The organism is Pseudorhizobium endolithicum (assembly GCF_902153245.2).
GTDB classification, from domain to species: Bacteria; Pseudomonadota; Alphaproteobacteria; order Rhizobiales; family Rhizobiaceae; genus Neorhizobium; species Neorhizobium endolithicum.
The window spans coordinates 284,198-296,314 of the sequence record NZ_CABFWF030000010.1; the positions used below are offsets into that span (position 1 = coordinate 284,198).

Below are 12,117 nucleotides of genomic sequence, written 5' to 3' on the forward strand. Positions count from 1 at the left end.
ACTGCCTGTTCTCGGCTTATTTCCTGCGCCCGGACATGAGGCCGGCAATCAGTTTCGGAGCACTTGAATTCAGAGCTTCACCACGACCGGAAAGGCTCGGATTGGTCATGAAATACTGTTGCGCGTTGAAAGGTTCCTCGCCCGGACGGACTTCTATCCGCCTGGACGTGCCGTCGGGCAATATCTCGTAGCTCTGCTGGTTGTCAATCAAGTTGCCGAGCATGATCTGCGAGAGCACCTGCTCGTGCACTGTCGGGTTCAAAAGCGGCACCAGCGTCTCGACGCGGCGGTCGAGATTGCGCGGCATCATGTCGGCGGAACCGATATAGACGAGGGCCTTGTCGGAAGGCAGGCCGTAACCGTTGCCGAAGCAGAAGATGCGGCTGTGCTCGAGGAACCGGCCGACGATCGACTTGACCCGGATGTTGTCCGACAGTCCCGGAACCTGCGGCCGCAGGCAGCAGATGCCGCGCACCACCAGATCGACCTCCACCCCGGCCGCGCTCGCACGGTAGAGCGCATCGATGATCTCCGGATCGACGAGGGAATTCATCTTCATCCATATGGCCGCGGGCAATCCGCCCTTGGCATGGGCGATTTCCTCTTCGATGTGGCGAAGGATGCGTGGGCGCAGCGTGTAGGGCGAGACCGCCAGCTTCATGCTGTCCTCCGGCTCGCCATAGCCGGTGATGAAGTTGAAGACATTCGCCATGTCGTGGGCGATCTTCGGATTGCAGGTGAAGAAGGACAGGTCGGTATAGATCTTCGCGGTGACCGGGTGATAGTTGCCGGTGCCGATGTGGCAATAGGTTCTGAGCTTTCCATCCTCGCGGCGCACGACCATGGACATCTTGGCATGGGTCTTCAGTTCGATGAAGCCAAAGACAACCTGCACGCCGGCGCGCTCCAGATCGCGCGCCCAGCGGATATTGGCCTCCTCATCAAACCGGGCCTTTAGCTCCACGAGCGCAGTCACGGACTTGCCGGCCTCGGCCGCGTCGATCAGAGCGCGGACGATGGGGCTGTCGTTTGACGTGCGGTAGAGTGTCTGTTTGATCGCTAGGACGTCCGGGTCACGCGCCGCCTGCAGAAGGAACTGGACGACAACGTCGAAGCTCTCGTAGGGATGGTGGACCACCATGTCCTTCTCGCGGATGGCCGCGAGGCAGTCGCCCGCATGCTCGCGGACACGTTCGGGAAAACGCGGGTTGAATGGCTCGAAACGCAGATCGTCCCGGGGAGCCCTGGTGATCTCCGACAGCGTGTTGAGCGCCAGCAGGCCGGGGAGAACGGCGATGCGGTTGTCCGGCACGCCAAGCTCCTGCACGACGAACTGGCGCAATTCCGGCGGCATTTCGGAATCGGTCTCGATGCGAATGACCTTGCCGCGGCGGCGCTGCTTCAACGCCGTCTCGAAGAAGCGGACGAGATCCTCGGCCTCCTCCTCCACCTCGATATCGCTGTCGCGGATGATGCGGAAGGTGCCGGCCCCCTTCACCTCGTATCCGGGGAACAGCCGATTGGTGAACATACCGACCACATCCTCGAGGGTGATGTAGCGGATGGCGCCCCCCTGATCGGGCAGGCGAATGAACCGGTCGAGCGTCGGCGGCAGGCGCAGAAGCCCCGTCATCGGCTCGCGGCCATGCAGGCTTTTCAACTGCAGGGCAATGGAGAAGCCGAGATTGGGAATGAAGGGGAAAGGATGCGCCGGATCGATGGACAGCGGCGTCAGTACCGGGAACAGGTCATCGTCGAAGGCATTGGCGAGCCACGTCCGGTCGTCGCCGGAAAGCGCCGCCGGGCGGACGATCAGGATGTCCTCCCGCGCAAGGTACTGCTGCAGGACCGCCAGTGAAGCCTGCTGTTCCATCTGCAGGTTGTCGATCTCCTGCAGGATGGCGTCGAGCTGTTCGGCCGGCGTCTTGCCGTCAGGGCTGCGGATGACGATGCCCTGGCGGACCTGACCTTCGAGGCCGGCGACGCGGACCATGAAGAACTCGTCGAGATTGGCTGCCGAGATCGACAGGAAACGCACGCGCTCGAGCAGCGGATGGGCGGTGTTCAGCGTTTCCTCGAGAACGCGGCGGTTGAACTGCAACCAGGAGAATTCGCGGTTGATGAAGCGATCCGGGCTTGCCGGCAGATGGTCGCTGCCCGCAGCTTCGTCGTGCTGCTGATGTGTCTCCGTCGTCAAATCCATTCCATCGCCCCCAATGACCCTCCGGCCGATATTACAGTTTGGCGACGGAACTATGACAGTCAATCGTCGTCGACGGTATTTCCGACCTCGTTCAGGACTTCCGCCGCAAGCTGCCGCGTGATCCGCGTGCCCCGTCCCAAGGCGAGCCGGTCGAGCCTCTCGACGATGGTCTGGGCGGCGGCGAGCGAGCGCTCCATCCGGTTGACGATATAGCCCACAAGCTTGTCATCAATGTAAAGCTGGCGATCGGCGAAGAGCTTGACGATCACCTGGGCAAGCAACTCCTCGTCCGGCTCGCCGATCTCGACCACCGTAGCGGCCTTCAGCCGGGAGCGCAGGTCCGGCAGCGCGACAGGCCAGGACATGGGCCAGAGCCGCGACGTGATGAGCAGGCTGTGACCGTTCTCGCGAACACTGTTGATGACATGGAAGAGCTCCGTATCGTCGAAGCCCCGCCGTTCGGCATCCTCGAACAGGACGGGGCCGGCCGCCGCCACCGCCGCCGCTCCGGACGCGGCTTTCGGATGGATGGGGACGGCACCACTCCTTTCCCGCCAGATTGCGGCGAGATGCGACTTGCCCGAACCGACCGGTCCCGCCAGAACGACCACCGGCGACGGCCAGTGCGGCCAGGCATCGACGATGGAGACGGCGGCACTCAGCCGCTCGGACACCAGAAGGTCTTCACGGCCGCTCGCCGGATCATAGGTGAAGGCAAGCGGCAGCTGCTCGTGGCGCCGCCGATCTTTCTCGGTCAGATCACTCATTCGCTGTCCCGGGAATGGTCCAGGGCCTTCGGCGGCTCCTGCCATGGGAGCGCGGCCGCGCGGCCGTAATAGAGGTCGCTGTCAAGATATCGCGACAGGGCGAAGCGCACAAGCACGCCGACCACGGCGGCGGCCGGAACGGCGATCAGCAGACCGACGAAGCCGAACATCGCCCCGAACGCGAAGAGCGCGAACATCAGCCAGACCGGGTGCAGACCGATCCGCGAACCCATCAGCTTCGGCTGCAGGATATTGCCCTCGATGAACTGGCCGGCGAAGAACACGGCGGCCGTCGCGACGATCCAGGTGTAGTCGGGCCAGAACTGGACGACGGCGACCCCGAGCGACAACGCGAGCCCGACAAAGGAACCGATATAGGGAATGAAGCTGATCATGCCGGCGACGAAGCCGATCAGCAGCCCGAAGTTGAGCCCGATCAGCGACAGGCCGACCGCATAGAAAATGCCGAGGATCAGGCAGATCGATCCCTGCCCCCGCACGAAGCCCGCAATGGCGCCGTCCATTTCGCGGGCGAGCTGCCGCACGGTCTCCGTCTGTGTGCGGGGAACCCAGCTGTCCACCTTCCTTACCATCTTGTCCCAGTCGAGGAGGATGTAGAAGGCGACGACCGGCGTCACCACCAGCAGCGAAACCACGTCCAGCAGCGTTTTACCCGACGCCCAGATCTGCCGCAGCAGACCGGCGATGAAACCCGCCCCCTCGGACATCACGTCCGAAAAATTCTGCTTGGCCGTCTCGATCTGCGTGCTCAGCCAGTCCGGAAGGAAGGCGTCAGGCGTGGCGATAAGCTCCTGCAACTTTCCGACATAGCCCGGCAGGGCCTGGGCGAAATCGTTCAACTGGCTGACGATGACCGGAATGATGATCATCAGCGACAGGGCAAACAGAAGCACGAAGCAGACGAGGATCACCACCGTCGCCATCATGCGGCTCAGGCCCCGCCGCTCCAGCCAGTCGGCCACCGGATCAAGGAAGTAGGCGAGCGCCATGCCGGCGACGAAGGGCAGCAGGATGGAGCGGAAGGCCCAGAGGAAGACAATGAAGACGATCAGCGCCGCCACCCAGAACAGGATGTGACGGCGCAGGCTCGCTCCGCTGATGTGATAGGGCATCATTGTCTTCCTCGGTGATGGCCGCGCTCCGACACCGATAGGATGGGCCTGCCGCAACGGTCAAGTATGCCTGCGGTTGCCAGCCGGTTTCCCCTGCAAAGGAAGGCCCGGAGCTTGCATCCGGCCGCGTCCCGTGCAATGGCCGTCGAAGCTTAGCGAGCGGAGACAGGCGATGAGCGAGACGGGCAAGAACGGCCTCACCTATAGCGATGCCGGCGTCGACATCGATGCCGGAAACCTGATGGTCGAGAAGATCAAGCCGGCCGTCCGCTCGACACGCCGTCCTGGCGCCGACGGCGAGATCGGCGGCTTCGGTGGCCTGTTCGATCTCCGCGCCGCGGGCTTCACCGATCCGGTGCTGGTGGCGGCCAACGACGGCGTCGGCACCAAGCTGAAGATCGCGATCGAGGCGGACCGGCACGACACCGTCGGCATCGACCTCGTCGCCATGTGCGTGAACGATCTCGTGGTACAGGGTGCCGAGCCGCTGTTCTTCCTTGACTATTTCGCCACTGGCAAGCTCGATCCCGATCAGGGTGCGGCGATCGTACAGGGCATCGCCGAGGGCTGCCGGCAGGCCGGCTGCGCGCTGATCGGCGGTGAGACGGCCGAGATGCCCGGCATGTATGCCGGCGGCGACTACGACCTGGCAGGCTTTGCCGTGGGTGCCGCCGAGCGCGGCCAGTTGCTGCCGGTCGGCGACCTGGCCGAAGGCGATGCGATCCTCGGCCTCACCTCGTCGGGAGTTCATTCCAACGGATTTTCGCTCGTGCGCAAGATCGTCTCCGTCTCCAAACTGGGTTGGGAGGACGCCGCACCCTTCGTAGACGGCAAGACGCTGGGCGAGGCCCTGCTGACCCCGACCCGGATCTACGTCAAGCCGCTCCTCAGGGCGATCCGCGAGACGGGCGCGATCAAGGCGCTGGCGCACATCACCGGCGGCGGCTTCCCGGAAAACATTCCGCGCGTGCTGCCGACGAACCTTGCTGCAGAGATCGATCTCGATTCCATTCCTGTCGCGCCCGTCTTCTCGTGGCTAGCCAAGACCGGCGGCGTCGAGGCAAAGGAGATGCTGCGCACCTTCAACTGCGGCATAGGCATGATTGCCGTCGTCGCTGCGGAGGATGTCGACGCGGTGACCGCCATCCTTTCTGCCGAAGGCGAAGCCGTGGTGCCGCTCGGCGGGGTGGTAGCGCGGGCAGAAGGTGGCGCAGGCGTTATCTACCAAGGCACGCTTGCCCTATGACGCCTGCAAGCGAGGTTGGCCGCAAACGCGTCGTCGTCTTCATTTCGGGCGGCGGCTCCAACATGCTGACGCTCGCCAGGGCATGCGAAGCTCCGGACTGGCCCGCGGAGATTGCCTGCGTCATCTCCGACAAGGCATCGGCTGGCGGGCTGGCCAAGGCCGCGGCGCTCGGCATTCCGACGCGTGTCTTCGAGCGCAAGGAGTTTCCGGACAAGGCGGCGCACGAGGCGGCAATCCTTTCGGCGCTCGACGAGATCCGGCCGGACCTCATCTGCCTGGCGGGCTACATGCGGCTCCTTTCGGCAGATTTCATCCGCCGGCACGAGGGCCGCATCCTCAACATCCACCCATCGCTCCTGCCGCTATTTCCCGGCCTCCACACCCACCAGCGTGCGATCGACGCGGGCATGAAAATCGCCGGCTGCAGCGTGCATGTCGTGACCGAGGGCATGGACGAAGGCCCCATCGTGGCGCAGGCGGCCGTGCCGGTGCTGGCCACGGATACGGCCGAAACGCTCGCAGCACGGGTGCTGACGGTGGAGCACCAACTCTATCCGCTGGCGCTGAGGCTGGTCGCCGAGGGGAGCGTGCGGTTGGAAGACGGCCGCGCGGTGACAACGCCATCGGCCGCGGCGGAGCTTGCGGAACAGAGGCTGATATCCGGCGGGCTCTAGCGGTTCGTTTGACGCTGCGGTGTCCTGAGCTTATCTTCAGAGCCTTGCTGGAGCGAGATCCATGACCATCACCGTGAAGATCGAACACGCAAATCTCTCCGAGCTCCTGGCCAAGGTGGAGGCCGGCGAGGAAGTACTCCTTACGCGCGGTGATGCACCGGTGGCGAGATTGTCGGGGTTGTCCGACCGAGCAATGCGGCAGAAGGCAATAGACGAAGTCCTCGAGTTCCGGAAAACGATGCCGCGGGTCACCCTGGAGGAAGTCGCGGCGTGGAAGGCCATCGGCAGAATGTGATGGATGGCTTCATCGTCGATGCCTCAGTTGTATGTTCCTGGGTCCTTCCAGATGAAGACTCGCCGATCGCAAGGCGCGCTCTCGAACTCCTAACGAACACAGACGGGGCTGCTCCGGACCTTCTCTGGCATGAGGTCCGCAATGTCTTGATGTTGGCCCATCGCCGCAAGCGTATTGCCTTTGAAAGAGTCATCGAAGCGATGCGCATCCTTCGTGGTTTGAGCTTGCGAACGACTGCTCCGGCTGATGATCAATCGATCCTCACCCTCGCCGAGCGTCACGCGCTGACGGCCTATGATGCGGCCTATCTTGCGCTGGCACTGAACCGGCAGCTACCGCTTGCAACGCTCGACCGCCGGTTGGCGGAGGCCGCGGCACGCGAGAGCGTGGCATTGCTGTAATAGCCCGATCGACCCGTTCCGCTGCGCTACAGCTTGTCCCTGTTCAGCGCCGCCCAGTGCAGGAGCATGATCGTCTTGCCGTCGCAGATCTCGTCGCCGATCATCGTCAGAGCCTGGTCGAGCGGGATTTCCAGAACCTCGATGTCCTCGTGCTCCTCGTCCAGGCCACCACCGTCATGCACCTGGTGGCTGAGATCAATCGGTGCATAGAAGAAGTGGATGCGCTCCGTGACGGCACCGGGCGACATGAAGCATTCGAAGAGGAAGCGGACCTCACCGACCTCGTAGCCGGTCTCCTCCACCGCCTCGCGGCGGATGGCCTCCTCCGGATGGTCGCCGTCGAGAAGGCCGGCGGGCGTCTCGATCACCCAGCCGGAATGGCCGTTCACATGGGCCGGCATGCGGAACTGTTTGACGAGGACCACGATCTGGCGCCTAGGATCGAACAGCAGGATGGTGGCGCCATTGCCGCGGTCATAGACTTCCCGCGATAGGCGATGGACCTCGCCTTTGGAACTGGTGTAGTCGTAGGTGACCTTGCGCAGGTGATACCAGTCGTCGGAGAGCGTCTTGTCCTCGACGATCTCGATCTTCGCATTCTCCAGTTTGCTCATGCAGGGTCCTTGCGCAGCCAGACGCGGTTGTCGTGGAAGGCGGCGCCGCCATAGGGAGCAACGGCATCGGCGCCGGTCAGGACGTTGATCCCCTCCCCGTCCATATGCGCCTTGTTGGGCCAGAGTCCCTCGGCAATCAACACGCCCGGTTTGGCACCAGGCACGATCCGGGCATGGAGGCGGATTTCGCCGCGCGTGTTGCCGAGGCGGACGATGTCGCCATCGAGGATGCCGAGGCGGAGCGCATCGGATGGCTCGATCATCACCTCCGGCCGACCTTCCTTGCGGGTCGAGGTCGGCGTCTCGGCGAAGGTCGAGTTGAGGAAGTTGCGGGCAGGAGACGTCGCCAAGCGGAACGGATGCTCGGCATCGGCTTCCTCGATCACCGGAACGTAGTCAGGGAACTGCGGCAGCGCCGCCACTGGGCCCATGGCTCCGAGGCTCGGCGGAGGGCGGTTGGGCGACGGTCCGTTCGCCCAGTCGGGGCTGAAGCGGAATTTCCCGTCCGGATAGCCGAAGCCGCCCAGGTAATGGGCGGTGTCGAAGTCCGGCTGCGCATCGAGCCAGCGCTGCAGTGCGAGCGTATCATAGCCCGGCCACCCGCTTGCCGCGAGCATGCGATCGATGTGCTCGCGCTCGGACAGTCCGAAGCCGGGAAAATGCTCGATTCCGAGGCGCTTGGCCAGTTCCTCTATGACGAAGAGGTTGGTGCGCACCGTCTCCGGCGGCTCGACCAGCTTCGGCCCCAGAAGGATGTGGTTTTGGCCGCCGGCGCGATAGATGTCGTCATGCTCCAGGAACATCGTCGCCGGCAGCACAATATCGGCCATCTCGGCTGTTTCCGTGAGGAACTGCTCGTGGACGGCGACGAAGAGATCGTCGCGGGCAAATCCCTGCTTCACCAGGCGCTGCTCAGGGGCGACGTTCACCGGATTGGTGTTCTGGATCAGCAGCGCCGTCACCGGCCCGCGGTGACGAAGCGCCTCTGCGTCGCCCGTCAGCACCCGGCCGATCTGGGACTGGTCGAGCATGCGGATATCCGGATCGGCGTAAGCCGTGCCCATCAGTTCCGACTTGTTCAGGCGGAAGATGTCGCCGTTGTTGTGGAAGGCGCCGCCGCCCTCGTATTGCCAGGAGCCGAGGACGGTGGCGACCGACAGCGCGGCGTGCATGGAGACCGTGCCGTTGCGCTGGCGGCCGAAGCCGTAGCCGAGGCGGAAGAAGGTCTTCTTCGTCGTGCCGACCAGGCGGGCGAAGGCCTCGATTTCTTCCACCGTCAAACCCGTGATGGCGGAGGCCCATTCCGGCGTCTTCGTCCTGAGATGCGCTTCGAGGCCGGCCGGATCATCGGCGTATTTCGCCATGTACTCCCGGTCGGCATAGCCGTCACGGAAGGCTATGTGCATGACGGCGCAGGCGAGTGCGGCGTCGGTGCCGGGCTTGAGGATCAGGCCCATATCGGCCTGCTTCATCGTCGGGTTGTCGTAGATGTCGATGACGACGATCGGGGCGCCGCGCTCCTTTCGCGCCCTCACCGCGTGGGTCATCACGTTGACCTGGGTGGAGACGGCGTTAGTGCCCCAGATGACGACGCAGTCCGACTTCGCCATCTCGCGCGGATCGGGGCCGCGCAAGGCGCCGGTGCCCATCACATAACCGGTCCAGGCCATATTGGTGCAGATGGAGCCGAAGAAGCCCGAATACTTCTTCGCATGGCGCAGGCGCTCGATGGAGTCGCGCTGCACCTGGCCCATGGTGCCGGCGTAGAAATAGGGCCATATGGCTTCCGAGCCGTGATGCGCCTCGGATTTCAGGAAGGCTTCGGCGATCTCGTCGAGCGCCGCTTCCCAGGAAATCTCCTGCCAGGCGCCCTCGCCCTTGTCGCCCAGCCGGCGCTTCGGCGTCAGCAGGCGCTTCGGATGATAGATGCGCTCGCCATAGCGCGCCACCTTGGCGCAGATCACGCCGGCGGTATAGGTGTTTTCGGCGGAGCCGCGCACCCGTCCGATCCTGCCCTCCTCCGTCAGGTCGACGTCAAGCGCACAGGCGGACGGACAGTCGTGCGGGCAGACCGTGTGGCCGACGCGGGTGACATTCGGGGTGGCTTTCGCCGTGATCGGGGTCGCAAGGTTCATCGCTTTTCTATATGCGAAGGAGGAAGCCGCCAAAAGCGCGATTTGCGGGACATCAATTTAATTCATCCGGGGCAGCAGCAGCCATGAACTATCGGCACATCTATCACGCGGGCAATTTCGCCGACGTGCTGAAGCATGCGGTGCTGGCACGCCTCGTCCTCTACATGCAGAGGAAGGACAAGGCCTTTCGCATCCTCGACACCCATGCAGGCATCGGGCTCTACGACCTCTCCGCCGAGGAGGCACAGAAGACGGGCGAATGGCAGGACGGGATCGGCCGGCTGATGGAGGCCGAGCTTCCGGCGCAGGCGGCAGAGCTTCTGTCACCGTATCTCTCGGCGGTGCGCGACCTCAATCCGGATGGCGGCATCAGGCTCTATCCCGGCTCGCCGAAGCTTGTCCGCATGTTGTTTCGTCCGCAGGACCGGCTGTCGGCGATGGAACTGCATCCGGACGACGTGCGCCGTCTGACGCGCCTGTTCGAGGGAGATTATCAGGTGCGGGTCACGGAACTGGACGGCTGGCTGGCGCTGGGGGCGCACCTGCCGCCGAAGGAGAAGCGCGGCATCATCCTCGTCGATCCGCCTTTCGAGGAGCCGGACGAATACGAGCGTCTTGTAAAGGGGCTGGCGACGGCCTATCGCCGTTTCCCGGGCGGCACCTATTGCCTGTGGTACCCGTTGAAGAAGGGCGCGCCGATCAAGGACTTTCATCAGGCCCTGCAGGACCTGGAGATTCCGAAGACGCTGTGCCTGGAGCTTTCGGTGCGCAGCGACCGCGAGACGACGGGCCTGACCGGCTCCGGCCTGATCGTCGTCAACCCGCCCTTCACCCTGAAGGACGAGATGCACGCCCTGCTGCCGGCGCTGAAACAGGTGCTGGCGCAGGACCGCTTCGCCTCTCAGCGCGCCTTCTGGCTACGTGGAGAAGGTGATTTAGAGGAGCGCTAGGGTCCGTCAGCATCCCGGCCGACACGGAACTGGGTCCGCTCGAAGACGAAGATGACCCCCAGCGCGATCGCGAACGGGATCATGAGGTAGAAAAGGCGGAAGACCAGGAGCGCCGCGATCACGTCCGCCTGGTCCATGTCCGGCAGCCCCATGACAAAGACGAGTTCCAGGACACCGAGCCCGCCGGGTGCGTGCGAGATCAGCGCCGCCGAGAAGGAGGCGAGAAAGATGCCGAGCACGACGACGAAGCCGGGATTGCCGGCGTCCGGCAGCGCGAAATAGATGATGCCGGCAGCTCCGACCAGTTCCAGCGGCCCGATGATCAGTTGCGAGAGCACCACCTTCGGCGACGGGTAGCTCAGTCGCGTGGAGCCGAGGGTGACAGGTCGAAGGCGCAGGAAGCTGGCGGCGACATAGAGGGCAATGAATGCAAGGATCGTATAGCCCGTGGCGGACGAGGCGCTGATCGGAAAGCCTTCGCCAAAACGCTCGGTGATGTGCGGCTTGAGGATCAGCACGATTGCCGCCAGAAGCAGGGTTCCGAGCGCGAAGGTGAAGGAGCAGATGGCGATGAGCGCACCAATTTCCCGGCCGCTGAGGCCTTTGGAGGAATAGGCGCGGTAGCGCACGACGCCGCCCGAGAGTACCGAGGCTCCGACGTTATGGGACAAGGCATAGGTCGTGAACGAGGTGACGGTGATGAACCAGAGGTTCACCGACCGGCCGAGATGCATGAGCGCGATCCGGTCATAACCCGCCAGCGCCGCGTAGGCGACGAGCGTCGAAAGGGCGGCAAGGAGCCAGTGGAACGGCGAGATCGCGGACAGGCTGTCCCACACGTCGTCCAGCGAAAGGCCGCGCAATTCCTTGTAGAGAAGCCAGGCGCAAACCGCTATCGTCGCCCCGCCCACGACGGGCCAGAGGTACTTTTTCAAGGTCATTCAGTTTTGCCGCTCTTCTCTCCTCCGAGACACCCCAGCGCATGCAGGACAAACACTGACTCGTTCACTTTGAAGGGAACGGCGTGATGGATCAACCTCTTCGAGGCCTGTTCATTCCGTTTGCCGTTCTCGTCCTTCTCGCCACAGCGGGGACCGTGAAGGCTCAGAGCTTCGATTTCTACGTCCTGTCGCTGTCGTGGTCGCCGACCTATTGTGCAACTCAGAGAGACGCCCGGCGTTCCCCGCAATGCGGCAGCGACGAGAGCTTCGGCTTCATCGTGCACGGGCTGTGGCCGCAATACGAGAAGGGCTATCCGGAGTTCTGTTCCAGCCGCGAACCCAACCGGGTACCGCGGGCGCTGGGGGAGCCGATGTTCGACATTATGCCCTCCATGGGGCTGATCGGCCACCAGTGGCGCAAGCACGGCAGTTGCACCGGCTTGACGCAACGCGCCTATTTCGAGGCCGTGCGCCGCGCCTTCGAACGTATCCGCATCCCGCCCGACCTCGCCGAGGGCGAGGAGCGCCTGACGCTTTCGCCCTCCGAGGTCGAACGGAAGTTCACGGAGGCCAATCCGGGCATGGGTCCCAGGGGCATTGCCGTCAGGTGCGAAAGAAGGCGCCTGGAGGAAGTGCGCATCTGCCTGACGAAGGATTTCCGTTTCCGGGACTGCGCAGAGGTCGACCGCGGCGGCTGCCGCCTCGACCGTGTCGAACTGCCACCCGCCGACTGACAAAGGTACACAGCAAGGACCGCT

At 63.9% G+C, this 12,117-nt stretch carries 11 protein-coding genes and 1 pseudogene; 6 read left to right on the forward strand and 6 right to left on the reverse strand.

The features are described from left to right. Positions 1–55: 55 nt before the first annotated feature. The 3 genes and pseudogenes from RTCK_RS07210 to RTCK_RS07220 all read right to left on the reverse strand — a co-directional run. Positions 56–2,203 (reverse strand): annotated as a pseudogene (locus RTCK_RS07210) (RNA degradosome polyphosphate kinase); the annotation flags it as partial. A 59-nt stretch (positions 2,204–2,262) separates the two neighbouring features. After that, positions 2,263–2,970 carry a DnaA regulatory inactivator HdaA gene (hdaA, locus tag RTCK_RS07215; protein WP_142521131.1) on the reverse strand — a complete coding sequence of 236 codons (708 nt, stop codon included), beginning with the start codon at positions 2,968–2,970 and terminating at the stop codon, positions 2,263–2,265. Then, on the reverse strand, positions 2,967–4,103 hold the full coding sequence (locus tag RTCK_RS07220) for an AI-2E family transporter (protein WP_142592305.1): 1,137 nt from the start codon (positions 4,101–4,103) through the stop codon (positions 2,967–2,969). The genes hdaA and RTCK_RS07220 overlap by 4 nt, the downstream gene beginning before the upstream one ends. A gap of 172 nt (positions 4,104–4,275) precedes the next feature. Between RTCK_RS07220 and purM the strand changes: the two genes are divergently transcribed. The 4 genes from purM (at position 4,276) to RTCK_RS07240 (ending at position 6,719) form a co-directional block, all read left to right on the forward strand. Beyond that, positions 4,276–5,349: a phosphoribosylformylglycinamidine cyclo-ligase gene (purM, locus tag RTCK_RS07225; RefSeq protein ID WP_142592306.1), complete on the forward strand. Its 1,074-nt coding sequence runs from the start codon at positions 4,276–4,278 to the stop codon at positions 5,347–5,349. Further along, complete coding sequence (gene purN / locus RTCK_RS07230) at positions 5,346–6,023, forward strand: phosphoribosylglycinamide formyltransferase (RefSeq protein WP_142592307.1); 678 nt, start codon at positions 5,346–5,348, stop codon at positions 6,021–6,023. Before purM ends, purN begins: the two co-directional genes overlap by 4 nt. Before the next feature lie 61 nt (positions 6,024–6,084). After that, a complete protein-coding gene (locus RTCK_RS07235) occupies positions 6,085–6,318 on the forward strand; it encodes a type II toxin-antitoxin system Phd/YefM family antitoxin (protein WP_142592308.1) in 234 nt (77 codons plus the stop codon). After that, positions 6,318–6,719, forward strand: a complete 402-nt coding sequence (locus RTCK_RS07240) for a type II toxin-antitoxin system VapC family toxin (protein WP_142521136.1) — start codon at positions 6,318–6,320, stop codon at positions 6,717–6,719. Before RTCK_RS07235 ends, RTCK_RS07240 begins: the two co-directional genes overlap by 1 nt. A gap of 26 nt (positions 6,720–6,745) precedes the next feature. Here the strand turns inward: RTCK_RS07240 and RTCK_RS07245 are convergent, their stop codons facing one another. After that, complete coding sequence (locus RTCK_RS07245) at positions 6,746–7,333, reverse strand: NUDIX domain-containing protein (RefSeq protein ID WP_142592309.1); 588 nt, start codon at positions 7,331–7,333, stop codon at positions 6,746–6,748. Then, complete coding sequence (locus RTCK_RS07250) at positions 7,330–9,468, reverse strand: molybdopterin-containing oxidoreductase family protein (RefSeq protein WP_142592310.1); 2,139 nt, start codon at positions 9,466–9,468, stop codon at positions 7,330–7,332. Before RTCK_RS07250 ends, RTCK_RS07245 begins: the two co-directional genes overlap by 4 nt. An 83-nt stretch (positions 9,469–9,551) precedes the next feature. Between RTCK_RS07250 and RTCK_RS07255 the strand changes: the two genes are divergently transcribed. Next, a complete protein-coding gene (locus RTCK_RS07255) occupies positions 9,552–10,418 on the forward strand; it encodes a 23S rRNA (adenine(2030)-N(6))-methyltransferase RlmJ (protein ID WP_142592311.1) in 867 nt (288 codons plus the stop codon). On the opposite strand, the gene RTCK_RS07260 is transcribed toward RTCK_RS07255, so the two are convergent. Further along, entirely contained in the window at positions 10,415–11,359 is a 945-nt protein-coding gene (locus RTCK_RS07260; RefSeq protein WP_142521140.1) for a lysylphosphatidylglycerol synthase domain-containing protein, read from the reverse strand. The genes RTCK_RS07255 and RTCK_RS07260 overlap by 4 nt on opposite strands. 86 nt (positions 11,360–11,445) lie before the next feature. Between RTCK_RS07260 and RTCK_RS07265 the strand changes: the two genes are divergently transcribed. Then, positions 11,446–12,093: a ribonuclease T2 family protein gene (locus RTCK_RS07265; protein ID WP_142592312.1), complete on the forward strand. Its 648-nt coding sequence runs from the start codon at positions 11,446–11,448 to the stop codon at positions 12,091–12,093. The last annotated feature ends 24 nt before the right edge of the window (positions 12,094–12,117 follow it).